Here is a 19,206-nt window from a genome sequence, read left to right on the forward strand (position 1 = left end):
CCTATGATGGAACTATTTTTGTTTATGTTAGAGCGAGTAGGGCTAATCATTGTGTTTGCCTTTTTAATGTCAAGATGGCGCCTCTTTCGAGAAATGCTATTTCAGGATCAAGGGGTTAAGGAAAAAATCTGGCTTATTATTATTTTCAGTGCTTTAAGTATAGTTAGCAGCTATACAGGGATAAAAATCGAAAGTGGTACCATTCATCCTTTAAATAAAATGATACATAGCACTATAAATGCAGAGGAAGCCATTGCGAATACGAGGCTAATTGGCGTAGCAATTGCCGGTATTTTTGGTGGCCCGCTTATTGGTGTTAGTGTGGGTATTATTGCAGGAATTCATCGTATCACCCTTGGCGGTTTTACAGCGGTTGCCTGTGGCATTTCGACAATACTGGCAGGATTCATTACAGGTGGATTAAGTAAGCAATTAAAAATACGTCAAACGTTCTCCTATAAAAAGGCAGTTATCATCGGGATTTGTGCAGAGACTTTACAAATGATTGTTATTTTAATAGTAGCTAAGCCATTTGAACAAGCGTTGCAATTAGTTTCGTTAATTGCGCTACCGATGATTTTTATGAATGCCTTTGGGATTTTGATATTTTTCATTATTATTAAAACTTTTATTGATGAGGAAGAGCGCACAAAAGCATTACAAACACACCAAGCCTTTTCTATTGCCCAACAAACAATTGAGCATTTTCGTAAAGGGTTAAATGAAGAATCCTGCCACACGGTTGCGGAGATTATAAAAAAAGAGATCAAAGTTGATGCAGTCGCGATTACTGATACAAATGGAATTTTAGCACATGTAGGAGTAGGCGAGGACCATCATCTAATTCATCGAGGAATAATGACGGCTTTAACGAAGCGTGTATTAGTAGAAGGACGCATTATTACAGCGACGTCCGCAAAAGCAATCAATTGTCCACATGATGGCTGCTCATTAAGTGCTGCGATTGTCTTACCATTAAAAGTACAGCATAAAACGGTAGGTACCCTTAAGCTATATTTTATTAATGCTTCTTCATTAACAGGTGTGAAAAAGGAGCTTGCTGAGGGTCTCAGTCGACTATTTTCCTCGCAGCTTGAATATGCTGAAATTGAGCAACAAAGAAAGCTATTAAAGGATGCCGAAATTAAAGCACTACAAGCACAGGTTCACCCTCATTTCTTTTTTAATAGTCTCAATACTATTTCAAGCTTGATCCGAACGGATGCTGATGAGGCTAGAGCATTGTTGATAAAGCTTAGTACATTTTTCAGGAGTAATTTACAGGGAGCTCGTCAAATGCTAATTCCATTGAAAAATGAAATTGACCATGTAGAGGCTTATTTGTCGATTGAACAAACAAGGTTTCCGAACCGCTATGATGTGCAATTTCACTTAGATGAATCACTTTTTGACGTACAAATTCCTCCGTTTACCCTGCAGCCACTTGTCGAAAACGCTATTTATCATGCCTTTAAAAATCGCAAAGAGGGCAAAATTTATGTCCGGGTGCAACGAATCAATAATAAGCTATTGCTATTAACAGAGGATAATGGCTGTGGGATGAGAAAAGAGCAAGTTAAACAGCTTGGCAAAACCATTATGCAATCCGAGCAAGGAACAGGGACAGCTTTATGGAATATATATCAGCGTATTCATGAAATTTATGGAACTGAGGCAGATTTTCATATTTCAAGTACGTTGGATGTTGGCACGAAAATTATGATCCAGCTGCCTTTAAAAGCTACAAGATGGGAGTAGAGAAATGTTAAATGTCTATATTGTAGATGATGAGCCGTTAGCAAGGGCTGAATTGCGATATTTATTAGAGCAAACAAAGCTAGTTCAGGTTAGTGGCGAATCGGAGAACCTGAAGGAGTTACTGCAGGATTCAAAGTTTGAGCAGGTCGATTGTGTGTTTTTAGATATACAGCTAGGTGTAAACAATGGTCTGGAATTGGCGAAACAGCTGCTGCAAAGCATTCATAAGCCTGAAATTATTTTTGCAACGGCTTATGATGAGTATGCTTTACAGGCATTCGAAGTGAACGCCTTTGATTATATTTTGAAACCATTTGAGCAAGAGCGTGTACAGAGTGCAGTTGAAAAGCTAGTGGCCAAAAGAAGAGCGACACAGACGAAAACGATGGAAACATTAAAGCATTTACAATTGGACAAGCTTGATAAATTAACGGTTTATGTGAATGATCGAATTCTACTTATTAAAATACAGGAAATTTTATATTGTACTTCTGAAGATAGTAAGACGATTGTTGTCACTGAGCAAGGGAGATATTTTGCTTCAGAGTCGTTAGCAGCTTTGGAGAAAAAACTCACTTTAAAAGGTTTTGTGCGTGTCCATCGTGCGTTTGTCGTCAATTTAGAGTATATTGTAGAGCTGGAGCCATGGAGCAGCTCAAGATACAATTTGATTTTGCATAATAGGCATTCGATACCTGTCAGCAGGCTTTATATGAAGGATGTACGAAAGATCTTTCAGCTATCAAAATGACTGCATTTCAACGGTAGAAAACTTCCTTTCAACTTAAAATTCTGACATTTCGGTGAATTTTATGAATAATTGTTTTATTCATTTGCTATGATGTGGAAAAAGTAAAAGGAGTGATAAAATGAATGCTATTACAATTGTAATTGGTTCCATTTGTGTATTGATGATTAGCTATCGTTTGTACGGCATATTTTTCACAAAGAAGGTACTTAAGATAAAAGATGATACACCCACCCCAGCGCACGCTATGGAAGATGGTAAAGACTATGTTCCGACGAATAAATGGGTGACATTTGGGCATCATTTTGCGGCGATTGCAGCAGCTGGACCGTTAGTTGGACCTATTTTAGCTGCACAATTTGGGTATTTGCCAGGGCTTCTTTGGCTGTTAATTGGTGCGGTAATCGGTGGTGCAGTACATGATGCAGTAGTGTTATTCGCTTCTATGCGTCATGGGGGAAAGTCGTTATCAGAAGTTATGAAGAAGGAGTTAGGACCTGTTGCAGGATTCTGTACAGGCCTTGCCATGCTTTTCATTATTACCATTACAATGGCTGGGCTATCGATGGTTGTCCTTGGTGCACTGGAGCGAAATCCTTGGGGAACTTTTGCAGTAGGGATTACTATTCCAATAGCGATGCTTGTTGGTATTGCCTATCGTAAAACTGGAAATTTACTTGTTACGTCGACAGTTGGCTTTATTTTGTTAATGATCGGTGTATTTATGGGACCGATGATTCAAGGAACAGCATTTGGTGATTTTTTAACGTTTGACCGTGATATTTTAGCTATTATTCTACCTATCTATGCATTCTTTGCGGCGGCATTACCTGTGTGGCTCTTATTAGCACCGCGTGATTATTTAAGTAGTTTCATGAAAATTGGGGTATTTATTGCCTTAATCATCGGTGTATTTTTCGTTAACCCAGTCATTCAATTCCCACCCATTACAGAGTTTATTCATGGTGGTGGTCCTGTAATTGCTGGTCCAGTATGGCCATTCGTGTCTATTACAATTGCCTGTGGGGCGATTTCTGGCTTCCATGCTTTTGTAGGTTCTGGGACAACTCCAAAAATGATTGATCGCTGGGAAGATATTCGTGTCGTTGGTTTTGGTGCCATGCTTGTAGAATCCTTAGTTGGTGTAATGGCATTAATTGCTGCAACGGCTCTTCATCCTGCAGATTATTTTGCTATTAATTCAGCTCCAGCAGTCTTTGCTACATTAGGAATGGAGCCGGTTCATTTACAGACATTAGCTCAAAGTATTGGGATGGATTTAGAAGGGCGGACAGGTGGAGCTGTAACTTTAGCTGTTGGAATGACTGATATTTTCACGGGGATTCCTTGGTTTGCTGAACTGTCCTCTTATTTCTATCAATTCGTGATCATGTTTGAAGCGGTCTTTATTTTAACGGCTATTGATGCTGGTACACGTGTTGCGCGCTATTTAATTCAAGATTTTGGTGGCAATGTCTACAAGCCGCTGAAGCAGACAAATTGGCTTCCAGGTACAATCTTTGCAAGTGCACTTGCATGCTTCATGTGGGGCTACTTATTGTATTCAGGAGATATTAGTTCGATTTGGGTATTATTTGGCGTTTCGAATCAGTTGATGGCGGCAATCGGTTTAGTATGTGGTGTAACAATGGTATTAAAAGTTGCAGATAAGCGAATCTACGCCTTAACATGCTTTATCCCACTAGCATACTTATATGTAACTGTAAACGTAGCAGGCTATTGGATGATTAAAAATGTTTATTGGAATACAGCTGCTGCTGGTTACAATGTGTTAAATGGTGTATTGTCGGTCATTATGTTAATTTTAGGCTTGATTATTGTGATCACTGCCTTTAAAAAATGGGCAGAGCTTTGGAAGTCACCAAGGTTTTTATTATCACAGACAGCTTCATAACGAAGAGCGAGAAATTATTGAAAATTAGTTGTATACTAGTTTTCAATAGTTTTTTTATTTACTAAATATGTTGAATAACTAAAAGTTGTGGATGACATTTGTTTTAAATTGTCTTGGCCATTTATCTGTGTGAAAGCGAAGTGTCAGCGGCAATGTTTTATCTGCGCGAAAGCGAAGCGTCAGCGGCAATGTTTTATCTGCGCGAAAGCGAAGCGTCAGCGGCAATGTTTTATCTGTGCGAAAGCGTAGCGACAGCAACAAAGCGCCTAGTCGGAACGGAAATCAGCCACACGTTATGGTGATGATCCCTAAATATGACGAACAAGCGAAATCAAAGATATGTTCATTGAAAGCGTTGTAGTAATCATGTAAACTAATGAGAGGAAAACGGAGGTTATACATACATGGATGGTCCAGTTTCATTAGTACAGTTAATCATTTCAATTTTGTTATTTTTTGTCATGTTCTTTGGTATCGGATTTTTATTGAATATGCTTCTGCGAATGACATGGTTAATGGCGATTGTGTATCCAATTGTAGTTATCTTTATTGTCGACGATGTAAGCTTTTTGGATTATATTTTTAAACCCGGTTCCGCATTTCCAGCACTTTTAGATAAGTTGCAAGCGCTACATGTTGTAGATATTGCAATCCTATCTGGTGGCTTTGCCGGTTCAATTGTTGCGGGAATTGTCATGATTTATTTACGTAAAAGTGGATATCGAATGTTTTAACGTTATGTCAGTATTCTTCTTCCGATGGAGAGAAGAATACTGATTTTTTTATAAGATGTTTCCGATAAACCTTGAAAAGTTTCCGATAAAATCACAAAAGTTTCCGATAAACCGTGAAAAGTGTTCCGATAAATCACAAAAGTGTTCCGATAAACAAAAAAACACAACCTCAATATGAGGATGTGTCCATCTGTCACAAAATAAACTGGTAGGTTATGATGGCGATAAAAATTCCAGTTAATGCCCCAAAAAATACCTCGCTTCGTTTATGGCCCAGCAATGTTTTTAACTCTTCCATTTTTTCCTGCCCATCCATTTGCGGCCACTGTTTTAAATCATGAAGCAGTGTTTGAAAGTCCTTACGCAGTTGATTTAAAACAGCTGCATGTTGACCTGCCTGATAGCGTACTCCACTCGCATCATACATGACGATAAATGAAAACATAGCGGCTACGGCAAAAATTGGGGAATCTAACCCTGTTTCATAGGCAATAGAGGTTGTTAGTCCTGTTACGGAAGCGGAATGTGAGCTAGGCATACCGCCAGTAGAAGTAAATAGTCCCCATTTAATTTGTCTTGTGATTAAAAAATGAATAGGGATTTTTACAAACTGTGCAAAGAGAACGGCAAAGAGGGCAACGAGTAAAGGGGTATTTTGAAGTAAACTCATAATCATCACAACCTTCACTTATAATGTTTTTATTATAACATTCATTATTTTCTAAAAGCCAAATATTACGTGTTTTCTGAAACTTAGGTATAATAGAATACTGAATGGAGGAATTTACATGCATATTGTAAAAGAAGCAAAAACATTTGAAACGATTTCTACTGAGGTGTTAGTAGTAGGGGTTACTAAACATCGTGAGCAAATGCAGGATTGGGCAAGCTTTTCATCATTTTATGGAGAATCCCTTGATGCGTGGCTTGGCGCTGGGGACGTATCGACGGAGCTAAAAAAAATTACGAAATTGCCATTCTTAAAGGTTCACACAAATCTAAAACGCATTTTATTTGTTGGTTTGGATGAGCGTAAAAACCTAACAGAGGGTGATGTTCGTGCAGCATTTGGATCAGTTGGAAAGGAACTAAGAGCCTTAAAAGTTAAAGAATATTCAATTTGGCTTGAATCGTTTACGACAGATTCTATTACTGTAGCAGATGTTGCGTTTTTAGCTGGTGAAGGAACAGGTCTCGGTTATTATTCAATTCCTCATTACAAAACAACATCAAATGAAGTTGATAAGCATGTTGACGCTGTTCATCTTGTGACTACTGCTGATGATTTAGATGAAGTCGTGGCAAGCTTTGAAGTTGGCACTATTTACGCGGATGCAGTAAATGAAGCACGTAGCTTGATTAATTTACCACCGAATCTACTTACAGCGGCAGACTTAGCCAATTATGCAGAGTCCCTTGCAGTCGAATACGATTTTGAAGTCGAAATTTTAGATAAAGCACAATTAGAGGAGCTTGGTATGGGCGGTATTTTATGTGTCAATCAAGGCTCCCTTGACGAACCTCGTTTAATAACATTGAAGTATAAAGCGACTGAAGATTTTGATGATCCAATTGGCCTTGTTGGCAAAGGGGTTACGTATGATACAGGTGGCTATTCTTTAAAGCCAAAAGATTCATTGGTAGGCATGAAGGGTGATATGGGCGGTGCGGCATCAGTGCTTGGTGCTATGAAAATCATCGGCGAATTACGTCCTAATAAAAATGTCGTAGCAGTAATTGGTTCAACTGATAATATGGTATCTGGCACAGCATTTAAGCCAGACGATGTCATTACGACATATAGTGGTAAGACGGTAGAAGTTTTAAATACCGATGCTGAAGGACGTTTAGTATTAGCCGATGCTACTACATATGCTAAACAACAAGGCGCAACTTCCCTTATCGATGTTGCAACGTTAACAGGTGGAGTTATTACTGCACTTGGTATGGATAAAACAGGTGCACTTTCTAATAATGATGAATTCTTTGCTACTTTCATGGAAGCGGCACAAGAGACTGATGAATTTGTGTGGCGCATGCCTTTAACAGAAAATGATAAAAAACGAATTCGTAAATCCGACGTCGCCGATTTAAATAATTCTCCTGGTCGTGATGGACACATGATTTTTGGAGGAGGCTTTGTTGGTGAGTTTGTTGGTGATACACCATGGATTCATCTAGATATTGCAGGAACGTCAGATGCGATTGCTGTACATGACTTAGGCCCAAAAGGTGGTACAGGTGTTATGGTACGTACACTAGCAAATTTTGTGCAACGTTTAGGAGAAGAAAAATAGAATAGGCGATAGACATGTGATATATGCAACCTCCTACATAAGATAGAGTAAAAAAAGGGAGGAAGCTTATGACATTCTTCGGAGGTTATCCAGGAGGCTTTTGGGGTGGGCCGTTTTACCGACCATTCTCACCGTTTTACGGACCAGGGTTTTTCGGACCACCGTTTTTCGGACCACCGTTTTTCAGACCGGGTCCACCATTTTTCAGACCAGGTCCACCGTTTAGAGGGCGTCGTAGATTTTATTAATTCCAATAAGACAAAGATCTCAACGAAAATATCTAACCAGTTGTCAGCAATAAAATAGACAACTGGTTTTTTTCTTTTATAGAATAGTAGCCATTTTAACTTCTTTCAGCAAATGTCTTTTGTACCAAAAGCGTAGCGACAGATACAGAAGTCTCCCACCTCTACAGGTGGTGAGATGAATGCGGGTAGCGGGTGTCCAAACACAATTCAAAAGCCGGACGCCCCCAGAAAAACACCAGTCGGAACGGAAATCAACCACACGTTATGATGATGATCCTTAATATACCTTAATTTGAAAGGGATAAAACGACGAAATTAAAGATATGACGTAATTGAATGTAAATCATTTGCTAAGTGCTAAATAAACGGTTGACAGAATATACTAAATTGTTTATTATTCTTATTATATTACTAAGAATTAAATACGTAGCTGACTAGCAAACTAGAGGCTCTTATTATTCGCAGGCATTGCTATGCCTATGGATAATTTGAGTCTTTTTTTTTCAATCTCTAACAAGTGACGAGAAGGAGTGAAATGAAATGGGGAAAGTTTTTATCGTAGGTGCTGGTCCTGGCGATGTTGATCTTATTACGGTAAAAGGATTACGGTGTATCGAATGTGCAGATGTCATCCTGTATGACAGACTCATCAATAAGAATCTACTATCCTATGCTAAACGAGAGGCGAAGCTTATCTTTTGCGGTAAGCTACCTCAGCAGCATGCCATGATTCAAGAGCAGATAAATCAATCACTTGTCAATTATGCACAACAAGGATTGATTGTGACGAGATTAAAGGGGGGTGACCCATTCGTTTTTGGCAGGGGGGCTGAGGAAGCAGAGGTTTTAGCGCAGCAAAATATTCCATTTGAAATTGTGCCTGGCATTACTTCAGGAATAGCAGCACCGGCCTATGCTGGGATTCCTGTTACACATCGTGACTTAAGCTCAAGTTTTGCAATGGTCACTGGACATATGAGAGAAGGCAAGGATGATGCAATTCAATGGGAAAGTCTTGCAAAAGGGATTGATACAATTGCTATTTATATGGGAGTCGGTAATCTGCCTTATATCCGTCAGCAGTTGCTCAAGTATGGGCGTGATAAAGAAACACCAGTAGCACTCATCCATTGGGGCACATTTTCTCAACAAAAAACAGTCACTGGTACTTTAGCCAATATTGAAGATATAGTGCAGCAAGAAAATATCCAAAATCCAAGCATAATTGTAGTAGGAAAAGTTGTTACCTTGAGGGAAACAATTCAATGGTTCGAGCAAAACATTCCACAGCCACAGTTAGCAGAAATTTCTGTGTAAGGAGTGGGGTCATGCAAGCCATTTTATATATTGCTCATGGAAGTAGAGTAAAGGCGGGAGTGGAGCAAGCCGTTACCTTTCTAAAGAGTGTACAACAGGAGATTGACATACCAATTCAAGAAATTTGTTTTTTAGAACTCGCGGCACCGACAATTGCTGAAGGCATAAATAGCTGTATTAATCGAGGGGCTACAGATATTGCCGTCATGCCTATTTTATTGCTAGCTGCTCAGCATGCAAAGCACGATATTCCAAGTGAGATGGATCAAGCAAAAAAACAGCATCCACAAGTGAGATTTACATACGGTGAACCACTTGGTGTCCACGAACTATTAATCGATACACTACAGACTAGAATTTTAGAAACAAGGTTACCAACTAACAATGCAAATGTTTTACTGATAGGTCGTGGGAGTAGTGATCTTGCAGTAAAGAGGGATTTAGCCAAAATTGCAGCAAGATTACGCGACAAATATGCTTATGAAGCCGTAGACACATGCTTTTTATATGGAATGGGTCCTACATTTGAAGAGTGGCTACAGCAAGAGAAGAATAGGACCAATCAAGTATTTATAGTGCCGTATTTATTGTTTACTGGGATTTTGCGCCAAAGCATAACAAAGCGATTACAAGATTATGAGAACAAGAGCATTATTTTATGCGAAAGTTTAGGCTATGACGACAATGTAAGGAAAGTTTTAGTGGAACGTATTTATGGATTACTAAAATTTACTAAGGAAGGTGTTTTGTAATGGTAGATAAAAGGACTGAAAATGTAAATCTAGCATTAGATAATGTCCGCCAAATTTTAAATACTGTGAACCACGGATCAATTACATTGGTTGTGCAAAATTCCTACGTGGTCCAAATTGAAAAGAAGGAAAAAATACGACTTCGATAGTTTTAACTTATTTCAGCAAATGTCTTTTGAAGCGAAAGCAAAGCGAGTGAAGCGGCTTATCGGACGCCCCTAGGAAGCTTTGCTCTGTGCGAAAGCGAAGCGTCAGCAACAATGTTTTATCTGCGCGAAAGCGAAGCGTCAGCGGCAAAGCGCCCAGTCCGAACGGAAATCAACCCCACGTTATGGCGATGAGAGCTCAAATACAGACAAATTACTAAGAGAAGAAAATGATAATAATATGTGAGGTGGCAAGATTGAAACTGCAAGTAATAAACAGTCCATTTAATGAGGAGCAGGTAAAGCTATTAAATGAGCTGCTTCCAAAACTAACAGGAGAACAGAGGATTTGGTTAAACGGCTATTTAAGTGCACCACTAGCAACTATTGATACCGTTATCGAAGTAGCAACACCGTCAGTAAAACCAATCACCAAAACAGTGACGATTTTATATGGCTCACAAACAGGCAATAGCCAGGGCTTAGCTGAAAAATACGCTTCAGCATTGAAAGACAATGATGTGGACGTAACAATTTCGTCGTTAGCAACGTTTAAGCCAAATAATTTAAAAAAGGTAACAAATCTTTTACTCATTGTTAGTACACATGGGGAAGGGGATCCACCTGATCAAGCGATACAGTTTTACGAATTTTTGCATAGTAAGCGTGCTCCGAAGTTAGAGCATCTTCATTATTCAGTGCTAGCTTTAGGAGATAGCTCCTATGAATTTTTCTGTAAAACAGGAAAGGATTTTGATGAGCAGTTTGCAAAGTTAGGAGCAACTCGAATCGTTCCTCGCACAGATTGTGATGTAGATTATGATGATGCGGCAGCACAATGGTTCTCAGCTGTTCAGCAGGAGTTGCTTCAACAGACTGATATAGCTGCTACACCGACTACACAAAATCAGACAGTACAAGGAGATACTACATATTCTCGAAAAAATCCGTTTTATGCTGAAGTCCTGGAAAACATTAATTTGAATGGTCGTGGCTCAAACAAAGAAACACGTCATATTGAATTATCTGTCGAGGGTGCTAATTTCCATTTCGAACCAGGGGATAGTATTGGTATTCAACCAGAAAATGATGAAAAACTGGTTGATGCTTTAATTACAGCGTTACAGCTTGATCCACAAACTGAGATAAATGTATTTGATGAAACAATGCCATTAAAGGACGCATTACAAAAAAAGTTAGAAATTACAGTGCTTTCTAAGCCCTTGTTACAAAAAATTGGTGCCTATACGGTGCATCAGGAATTTACAAAGCTACTGGAAGACACGAGTGCCTGGAAGGACTATGCAAAAGGAAGAGATTTGCTTGATGTTGTGGAAGATTTTGCACCATTTATATGGGATGCACAGCAACTTGTTAACTTGCTTCGAAAAATTCCAGCGCGGCTTTATTCAATTGCTAGTAGTCAAAAGGCAAACAGCGATGAGGTTCATTTAACAATTGGGAAAGTAAGCTATGAGACGAATGAACGACAACGACTTGGCGTTTGCTCTGGTAGCGTTGCAGAGCGCATTCAAATTGGTGATACATTACCAATATATGTTCATAAAAATCCGAATTTTAGATTGCCAGAGCATGAGGACATTCCAATTATTATGATTGGTGCTGGTACAGGTGTTGCTCCTTATCGTGCATTTTTGGAGGAGCGCGAGGAACTAGGTGTCGAAGGAAAAACATGGCTAATTTTGGGTGATCAGCATTTTGTCACAGACTTTCTATATCAAACGGATTGGCAGCGTTGGCTTGCTTCAGGCACATTAAGTCAAATGCATGTCGCCTTTTCACGCGATACAGATAGAAAAATATATGTTCAACATAAAATTGAGGAAAATGCTGCGTCCTTTTATGAATGGTTAGAGCAAGGAGCTGTCATTTACGTCTGTGGCGATGAAAAGTCAATGGCGGCTGATGTTGATGCAACAATTCATCGCATCATAGAGGAGCAGGGACAAAAAACGCCAGAGGAAGCTAAAGCCTTTATCAATGAGCTAAAACAACAGAAACGCTATCAACGTGACATCTATTAATAAAGGAGCGATAACAAATGACGGAAAAAATTATTTTACCTCCACAACCTGGGAAGCCTAGTGATGTAGAGCGTATTAAGACCGATAGTAATTATCTACGTGGAACATTAGAGCGTACGATGAATGATCCATTAAGCTCAGGAATTCCAGAGGACGATAACCGCCTGATGAAATTCCATGGTAGTTACTTACAAGATGATCGTGACCTTCGTAATGAACGCCAGCGTCAAAAGCTAGAGCCAGCTTATCAATTTATGGTGCGCGTACGTACACCGGGCGGGGCAGCCACATCAGCTCAATGGCTAGTAATGGATGAAATGGCTAGAAAGTATGGCAACGGTTCCTTAAAATTAACGACACGTCAGGCATTCCAAGTACACGGCATTTTAAAATGGAATGTCAAAAAATATATGCAGGAAATTAATGATGTGTTATTGGATTCTCTTGCTGCCTGCGGGGATGTGAATCGCAATGTGATGTGTAATGTGAATCCAAACCAATCTGCATTACATGAGGAGATTTATAACTGGTCTGCAAAATTAAGTGAGCATTTACTACCTAGAACACGTGCATACCATGAGCTATGGCTAGATGGTGAAAAGGTAGTTGATAGTCAGGATGAAGAAATAGAGCCTATTTACGGTGCGCAATATTTGCCACGTAAATTTAAAATTGGTATTGCTATTCCGCCAAGTAATGATGTAGACGTATTTTCACAAGATATTGGATTAATTGCCATTGTTGAGCATGGTAAGCTAGTAGGCTTTAACGTAGCAGTTGGCGGAGGAATGGGCATGACACATGGCGATCATGAAACATACCCACAGCTTGCTCGCGAAATTGGCTTTATTACGCCTGACAAACTACTGGAAACAGCGGAGAAAATTATTACGATTCAGCGCGATTATGGGAATCGCTCAGTCCGTAAAAATGCACGTTTTAAATATACAATTGATGCAAGAGGACTTGAATGGTTTAATGAAGAACTGACGCGTCGCCTAGGCTGGAAAATTCAACAGGCTCGTCCATATACCTTTGAGCGTACAGGTGATGAATATGGATGGATTAAAGGAGCAGAGGGCCAATGGCATTATACATTATTTATTCAAAATGGCCGTATTAAAGACTTTGAAAATTATGAGCTTCTAACAGGATTACGTGAAATTGCGAAGGTGCATACAGGTGATTTCCGCTTAACGCCAAACCAAAATTTAATGATTAGTAATGTAACACCGCAAAAGAAGAAAAAGATTGCTGCGATTATTGAGCAATATAAGCTTACAGATGGTGCGCACTATTCCGCATTGCGCCGTAACTCAATTGCTTGTGTATCATTACCCACATGTGGTTTAGCAATGGCAGAAGCGGAGCGTTATTTGCCTTCTCTTATTACAAAAATTGAAACAATCATCGAGGAAGCAGGCTTACACGATACAGAAATCGTTATTCGCATGTCAGGCTGTCCGAATGGTTGCTCACGTGCAGCAATGGCTGAGATTGGTTTTATCGGTAAAGGTCCAGGGAAATATAATATGTATTTAGGAGCGAGTTTTACTGGTGATCGCCTTAATAAAATATATCGTGAAAATATAGGTGAAGAGGAGATTTTAGCGGAGCTTCGTCCAATCCTTCTACACTATGCGAAGGAACGTTTAGAGGGCGAGCATTTCGGTGATTTTGTTATTCGTGCTGGTTATGTAACAGCTGTTCACGACGGACGAGATTTTCATCATAAATAAAATAGTAGCGCTGTAGCAAATTTCTCTGTTACATGGCTTATGTTGTTGAAAAACAAAATGATTAAGGTAATATTTGTGAATGTTCGGGTGCTTTAAAGGTGGTGATTTCCGTTCTAGATCTCTTACTATAATAGAACAGAATAGACTTATTATAGTTACGCGGTTTTACACCTGCTGCTGCTGACGCTTCGCTTTCGCACAGAAAAAACAATTGTTGCTGACGCTTTGCTTTCGCACAGAAAAAACAATTGCTGCTGACGCTTCGCTTTCGCACAGAAAAAACAATTGCTGCTGACGCTTCGCTTTCGCACAGAAAAAACAATTGTTGCTGACGCTTCGCTTTCGCTACAAAAACATTTGTAGCTGACGCTTTGCTTTCGCTACAGAAAATAATTGCTTTAAGAAGTTAAATAATAAGCTGGCTAGTCAAACTAGAGGCGTTTTAACAAAGACATGTCTATTACTATGTCTTTCGTTAGAACGCCTTTTTTCGTTACGAGGGGGGATTATATGTTAACATATGCAACTTGGCATGAGCCAACAATGGATTTTAAGGTAGACGAAACTTATAAGGCTGCGCTGGAGGTTTTACAGTGGAGTTATGCTGAATATGGAGAGGATATCGTCTATGCATGTAGCTTTGGGATTGAGGGAATCGTTTTGATCGACCTCATTTCAAAGGTGAAGCCCGATGCTACGCTTGTCTTTTTAGATACAGATGTTCATTTTAAGGAAACATATGAAACGATTGATAGAGTAAAAGAAAAGTATCCGCAGCTTAACATTATTATGCAAAAACCAGCACTTACACTCGAACAACAAACAGCTCAATTTGGTGATGAACTCTGGAAGTCTACTCCAAATAAATGCTGCGAAATTCGCAAGATAAAGCCGCTACATGAAGCGTTAGCTGGCGCAAAAGCTTGGATTTCAGGCTTGCGTCGTGAACAATCATCAACTCGACAAGATACAAACTTTATCAACCGTGACGATAAATTTAAGTCGATTAAAATTTGTCCGCTTATTCATTGGACGTGGAAGGATGTGTGGCGATATGTCTCGAAGCATAATTTGCCGTATAACCCTTTGCACGATAGAGGCTATCCAAGCATTGGCTGTGAGCATTGTACAAAACCAGCATTTACGATGGATGATTTACGTTCAGGTAGATGGCAAGGATCTGGTAAAACTGAGTGTGGGTTACATGAGTAAAGGAGTTTTGCCATGCTTGAATATGTTGCAATAGCGATTAGTTTATTTTTTGCGATGAATATAGGCGCCAGTGGAGCAGCGGCCTCAATGGGGGTCGCCTACGGAGCAGGTGCCATCAAAAGAGCTTGGCTAGCATTGCTAATTTGTGCAGTAGGTGTTTTTAGCGGAGCAGTTCTTGGTGGTGGAGAGGTAGTAAAAACAATCAGCTCCGGTATCATGCCACAGGAGTACATTACTGTAAAGATAGTCATTATTATTCTGATTTCTGCTACAAGCTCGCTATTTCTCGCTAATCTTATAGGCATCCCATTATCGACGAGTGAAGTGACAGTTGGGGCAGTTGTAGGTGTAGGAATTGCCTATAAAGTGTTATATGTTAAATCATTGTTTGTCATCATTTCATTTTGGGTAATTGTTCCGATTGTAGCATTTGTCATTGCGTTGATATTTGGTAAGTTGCTATACAAGCTACAAGGCAAGGGACTATTAAAAAATCATCCGATTTTAACGATTCTCCTTGTCTTTGCTGGATTTTTCGAAGCATTTTCAGCAGGGATGAATAATGTAGCAAATGCAGTTGGTCCACTTGTTGGTGCAGGAATGATGGGTGTAACAAGTGGCATATTGCTTGGTGGGGCATTTGTGGCGCTCGGTGCAATGCTACTAGGAAAACGTGTACTTGAAACAAACGGTAAAAAAATTATGCGCTTTGAAAAGGCCGAAGGGATATTGATATCGAGTACAGGTGCACTCCTTGTCGGTATAAGCTCTATTTTTGGGCTTCCGGTACCGTTAACACAAGTAACATCCTCTTCCATCATCGGAATGGGGATGGCCAAAAACGGGAAACAAATTTTTCATAAACATATTGTGAAAAAAATAATCCGTATTTGGATTGTCTCGCCAATCTTTTCTTTAGCCATTTCTTATTTTTTAGTACAGCTTTTCTTGGAGAAAGATTTCTATGCCATCATATTAATTGGCAGTATTATTGTTGGAACACTTGGTGTCATTAGCTTAATGCGGACAATGCGTGAAGAAGAGGGCTCGATCTACGACGCAGGTGAAGGTATTTGAGCAATTTTTAACTTTTGAGCAGGAGCCGAGAAAATCAGCGTAGGACCTGATTGTTTTTGAGTAAAAACTGATCAAATAAGTGGGAAACCTGATCACTTTCGGGAGGAAGCTGATCAGTACTGCGGTCAACCCGATCACTTTTGAAAGGAAGCTGATTAAGTCAATAAAATCAGTAGGAGACTCAGTGCACACTGTGAAGCGATTGGAGCGTCTCTACATCTAAAAAGTTCAATCCTCCAATCAATGCGCAAATGCACTTAATCATAAAACTTAGTATTTCAATAAAATTAGGAGGAGATTTTGATGAGTTTACAACCACATGGGGGACTATTAGTGCAAGCCTTTAATCCAGAGAAGGATGTAAAAAATATAAATAAGATCATTGAGCTTGATGCCATTTCACTTAGTGATTTAGAGTTAATTGCTGTCGGTGGTTATAGTCCGATTGAAGGTTTTTTAACACAGGAAGATTATGAATCAGTAGTTGAACATACGCGTTTAGCATCAGGTGTTGTGTGGAGTATTCCAATTACGTTACCCGTAACAAAGGAAGTAGCGGCAACATTGCAGCCTGGTGATGAGGCTAAATTAGTATACAGTGATGCTGTTTACGGCGTTATCGAAATTGCCGATATTTATGAGCCGAATAAGCGAAAAGAGGCGTTACTAATATATGGAACAGAGGATTTAGAGCATCCGGGTGTTAAAAAATTGCATGAACGCCCAAGTATTTATGTTGGCGGAAAAATTACTTTAGTAAAACGTCTGGAGCAAAAGTTTCCTGCCTATTCATTTGATCCGATTGAAACACGTCAGCTTTTTGCAGAAAAGGGCTGGAAAACAATTGTTGGCTTCCAAACACGTAATCCCGTGCATCGAGCACATGAATATATTCAAAAGGCCGCGCTTGAAACAATTGATGGGTTATTTTTAAACCCGCTTGTTGGGGAAACAAAATCGGACGATGTTTCAGCTGCAATTCGCATGGAAAGCTATAAGGTTCTACTTAAAAATTATTATCCTGAAAATCGCGTGCAATTAGGCGTGTTTCCAGCTGCAATGCGTTATGCAGGACCAAAGGAAGCTATTTTTCATGCACTTGTACGAAAAAATTATGGCTGTACGCACTTTATCGTTGGGCGTGACCATGCAGGGGTTGGTGATTACTACGGCACATATGATGCACAAAAAATCTTTGAACAGTTTACGGAAGATGAATTAGGAATTGTTCCATTAAAATTTGAGCATAGCTTCTATTGCAACAATTGTGAGGGAATGGCAACGACGAAAACTTGTCCGCATGATAGCTCTGCACATGTCATTTTATCGGGTACTAAGGTTCGTGAAATGTTACGTAATGGCGAAGTGCCTCCAAGTACATTTAGTCGTAAAGAGGTTGTGGATGTACTGATTAAAGGAATGCGTAAGGAGGTTTTAAAGTGAGTTCGAACATCGTTTGGCATGAAGCTTCCATTACGAAAGAGGAGCGCCGTACACAAAACAAACATCAAAGCTTTATTTTATGGTTCACCGGTTTATCAGCTTCAGGCAAATCTTCTGTGGCGAATGCCTTCGCACGCCGACTCTTTGAACGTGGCAATCAAGCATTTGTCTTAGATGGTGATAATGTTCGCCATGGCTTAAATAAGGATTTAGGATTTGATGAAGCTGGTCGAAAAGAAAATATCCGACGTATTGGAGAGGTATCTAAGCTTTTTGTGGAAAGTGGTCAAATTGTTCTGACTGCCTTTATTTCACCTTATCGAGAAGATCGTCAAGTTGTCCGTGAATTAGTGGAAGCCGGGGAATTTTTAGAGGTCTATGTGAAGTGCTCTGTTGAAACGTGTGAAAAGCGTGATCCAAAAGGTCTTTATAAAAAAGCACGTAATGCAGAAATTCCTAACTTTACGGGTATTAGTGCGCCATATGAGGAACCAGAACGTCCAGAAATTATTTTAAATACAGAAAATTACTCAATAGACGAATGTGTTGATCAGCTAGTGAGTATTTTATTTTCCAAAGGATATATTTAAGTAGAAATATAAAAAAATCTGCTCGATTTATTAATTAAAATCGAGCAGATTCTTTTTGTCTTTGTCTAAAAGTTATTTAATACCTTGTTCCTTTTTCATCCGATCAATTTCAGGTCCAAGCTCGTCGCGTACTGTGCCTTTCCAAGGTTTTACGCCTGCGATGTATGAGGAGCGCGTCATAATATGACCTCCAACGGGACCTGTAATGAACAGGAACAATATACCTAGCAAAATGCGGGGATTGAAGTGATCTTCAATAAGCCAAAAGTGAAAGAATACGCCAATGAGTACGCACATAACACCGAGCGTTGCACTTTTTGAAGCAGCGTGAGCGCGTGTGTACAAATCAGGTAAACGGATAAGACCAATAGCTGTCACGACAATAAATAGTACCCCTATAGAAATGAAAAAGATAACTAAACTATTAGCGAGAATTGTCACGTTTAATGATATCTCCTTTCTCTATAAATTTAGAGAAAGCAACAGTACCGATGAACGATAAAATCGCTAACAACAATATAATCTCAAGGAAGAAGCTTGTTTCAACTAATACTGAAAAAAGTCCAATAAGTGAAATCACTGACACTCCTAATGAATCAAGTGCTACAACACGGTCGGATGCAGAAGGTCCTTTAACCATTCGATAAATAACTGCAATCATCGATAAGCAAATCACTACAATAGCAGTAACAATAAACGTCGTCATGATTTACTCACCTCCAAAATCGCTTTCTCAAATGAATCTCGAATTGCTGTAATTGCTTCATCGACATCACTCATGTCGATCGCATGCACATACAAAGTTTTTGCATCATCTGATACGTGAACTACTACTGTACCAGGTGTTAACGTAATAAGACTCGATAATAAAGTAATTTCCCATTCTTGTGTTAAAACAGTCGGATAGGCAAAGAATGCAGGCTGCATATCCAATTTAGGCTTTAAGACCACTCGAAGAACTTGTATATTCGCTAACACTAACTCCTTTAAAAAGAGTAAAGTCAGTTTAATAATTGCCCATATACGGTAGACGTAAAGTCGGGTAGTAAAAAATCTACGCATAATAATGAGCAATATAATACCGAGAATGAATCCAACGATAAAGCCTGTTGCTGTGTAATTAGAAGAAAGGAACATCCAAACGAAGGCAAGTACAAAGTTTAAGATAATTTGAAATGCCATAGC

The 19,206-nt window shown here is 39.3% G+C and carries 21 protein-coding genes; 16 read left to right on the plus strand and 5 right to left on the minus strand.

Translation table 11 applies throughout. The annotated features are described in order from the left end of the window. Positions 1-6 precede the first annotated feature (6 nt). From AN161_RS04800 to AN161_RS04815, 5 genes are all read left to right on the plus strand, one after another. Positions 7-1,758, plus strand: a complete 1,752-nt coding sequence (locus AN161_RS04800) for a sensor histidine kinase (RefSeq protein ID WP_053593243.1) — start codon at positions 7-9, stop codon at positions 1,756-1,758. A 4-nt stretch (positions 1,759-1,762) separates the two neighbouring features. After that, positions 1,763-2,509: a LytTR family DNA-binding domain-containing protein gene (locus tag AN161_RS04805; protein WP_053593244.1), complete on the plus strand. Its 747-nt coding sequence runs from the start codon at positions 1,763-1,765 to the stop codon at positions 2,507-2,509. Between the two features lie 118 nt (positions 2,510-2,627). Next, a complete protein-coding gene (locus AN161_RS04810; protein ID WP_053593245.1) occupies positions 2,628-4,421 on the plus strand; it encodes a carbon starvation protein A in 1,794 nt (597 codons plus the stop codon). A 140-nt stretch (positions 4,422-4,561) separates the two neighbouring features. Further along, positions 4,562-4,723 (plus strand): hypothetical protein, encoded by a 162-nt coding sequence (locus AN161_RS29440; protein WP_158002973.1) that lies wholly within the window; start codon positions 4,562-4,564, stop codon positions 4,721-4,723. A gap of 102 nt (positions 4,724-4,825) precedes the next feature. Continuing rightward, a complete protein-coding gene (locus AN161_RS04815; protein WP_053593246.1) occupies positions 4,826-5,155 on the plus strand; it encodes a YuiB family protein in 330 nt (109 codons plus the stop codon). A 193-nt stretch (positions 5,156-5,348) separates the two neighbouring features. Here AN161_RS04815 and AN161_RS04820 read toward each other — a convergent pair whose 3' ends face one another. Continuing rightward, positions 5,349-5,831 carry a divergent PAP2 family protein gene (locus tag AN161_RS04820; RefSeq protein WP_053593247.1) on the minus strand — a complete coding sequence of 161 codons (483 nt, stop codon included), beginning with the start codon at positions 5,829-5,831 and terminating at the stop codon, positions 5,349-5,351. Positions 5,832-5,943: 112 nt separating this feature from the next. Here AN161_RS04820 and AN161_RS04825 point away from each other — a divergent pair, with 112 nt between their 5' ends. From AN161_RS04825 to cysI, 7 genes are all read left to right on the plus strand, one after another. Beyond that, positions 5,944-7,452: a leucyl aminopeptidase gene (locus AN161_RS04825; protein ID WP_053593248.1), complete on the plus strand. Its 1,509-nt coding sequence runs from the start codon at positions 5,944-5,946 to the stop codon at positions 7,450-7,452. Between the two features lie 68 nt (positions 7,453-7,520). After that, positions 7,521-7,700 (plus strand): hypothetical protein, encoded by a 180-nt coding sequence (locus AN161_RS04830; RefSeq protein ID WP_053593249.1) that lies wholly within the window; start codon positions 7,521-7,523, stop codon positions 7,698-7,700. A 540-nt stretch (positions 7,701-8,240) separates the two neighbouring features. Continuing rightward, entirely contained in the window at positions 8,241-9,017 is a 777-nt protein-coding gene (gene cobA, locus AN161_RS04835) for a uroporphyrinogen-III C-methyltransferase (protein WP_053593250.1), read from the plus strand. A gap of 11 nt (positions 9,018-9,028) precedes the next feature. Then, entirely contained in the window at positions 9,029-9,769 is a 741-nt protein-coding gene (locus AN161_RS04840; RefSeq protein WP_053593251.1) for a sirohydrochlorin chelatase, read from the plus strand. Next, positions 9,769-9,918, plus strand: coding sequence for a YezD family protein (locus AN161_RS27345; RefSeq protein ID WP_075807174.1), 150 nt, complete (start codon positions 9,769-9,771; stop codon positions 9,916-9,918). Before AN161_RS04840 ends, AN161_RS27345 begins: the two co-directional genes overlap by 1 nt. Positions 9,919-10,172: 254 nt before the next feature. Then, complete coding sequence (locus AN161_RS04845; RefSeq protein ID WP_053593252.1) at positions 10,173-11,960, plus strand: assimilatory sulfite reductase (NADPH) flavoprotein subunit; 1,788 nt, start codon at positions 10,173-10,175, stop codon at positions 11,958-11,960. Between the two features lie 17 nt (positions 11,961-11,977). Beyond that, positions 11,978-13,699 carry an assimilatory sulfite reductase (NADPH) hemoprotein subunit gene (cysI, locus tag AN161_RS04850; protein WP_053593253.1) on the plus strand — a complete coding sequence of 574 codons (1,722 nt, stop codon included), beginning with the start codon at positions 11,978-11,980 and terminating at the stop codon, positions 13,697-13,699. Between the two features lie 61 nt (positions 13,700-13,760). Here the strand turns inward: cysI and AN161_RS28555 are convergent, their stop codons facing one another. Then, positions 13,761-14,021, minus strand: coding sequence for a hypothetical protein (locus AN161_RS28555; RefSeq protein WP_143114612.1), 261 nt, complete (start codon positions 14,019-14,021; stop codon positions 13,761-13,763). A gap of 188 nt (positions 14,022-14,209) precedes the next feature. Between AN161_RS28555 and AN161_RS04855 the strand changes: the two genes are divergently transcribed. From AN161_RS04855 to cysC, 4 genes are all read left to right on the plus strand, one after another. Further along, positions 14,210-14,911: a phosphoadenylyl-sulfate reductase gene (locus tag AN161_RS04855; protein ID WP_053593254.1), complete on the plus strand. Its 702-nt coding sequence runs from the start codon at positions 14,210-14,212 to the stop codon at positions 14,909-14,911. A gap of 12 nt (positions 14,912-14,923) precedes the next feature. Beyond that, entirely contained in the window at positions 14,924-15,988 is a 1,065-nt protein-coding gene (locus AN161_RS04860; RefSeq protein ID WP_053593255.1) for an inorganic phosphate transporter, read from the plus strand. Between the two features lie 303 nt (positions 15,989-16,291). Next, positions 16,292-17,431: a sulfate adenylyltransferase gene (sat, locus tag AN161_RS04865; RefSeq protein WP_053593256.1), complete on the plus strand. Its 1,140-nt coding sequence runs from the start codon at positions 16,292-16,294 to the stop codon at positions 17,429-17,431. Continuing rightward, positions 17,428-18,021, plus strand: coding sequence for an adenylyl-sulfate kinase (gene cysC, locus AN161_RS04870; RefSeq protein WP_053593257.1), 594 nt, complete (start codon positions 17,428-17,430; stop codon positions 18,019-18,021). Before sat ends, cysC begins: the two co-directional genes overlap by 4 nt. A 72-nt stretch (positions 18,022-18,093) precedes the next feature. Here cysC and mnhG read toward each other — a convergent pair whose 3' ends face one another. The 3 genes from mnhG to AN161_RS04885 are packed head-to-tail and all read right to left on the minus strand — an operon-like array spanning position 18,094 to position 19,203. After that, positions 18,094-18,462, minus strand: a complete 369-nt coding sequence (gene mnhG, locus AN161_RS04875; protein WP_053593258.1) for a monovalent cation/H(+) antiporter subunit G — start codon at positions 18,460-18,462, stop codon at positions 18,094-18,096. Further along, positions 18,446-18,727, minus strand: coding sequence for a Na(+)/H(+) antiporter subunit F1 (locus tag AN161_RS04880; protein WP_053593259.1), 282 nt, complete (start codon positions 18,725-18,727; stop codon positions 18,446-18,448). The genes mnhG and AN161_RS04880 overlap by 17 nt, the downstream gene beginning before the upstream one ends. Continuing rightward, on the minus strand, positions 18,724-19,203 hold the full coding sequence (locus tag AN161_RS04885) for a Na+/H+ antiporter subunit E (RefSeq protein ID WP_053593260.1): 480 nt from the start codon (positions 19,201-19,203) through the stop codon (positions 18,724-18,726). Before AN161_RS04885 ends, AN161_RS04880 begins: the two co-directional genes overlap by 4 nt. Between the last annotated feature and the right edge of the window lie 3 nt (positions 19,204-19,206).

The organism is Lysinibacillus sp. FJAT-14222, from assembly GCF_001278875.1.
GTDB classification, from domain to species: Bacteria; Bacillota; Bacilli; order Bacillales_A; family Planococcaceae; genus Lysinibacillus; species Lysinibacillus agricola.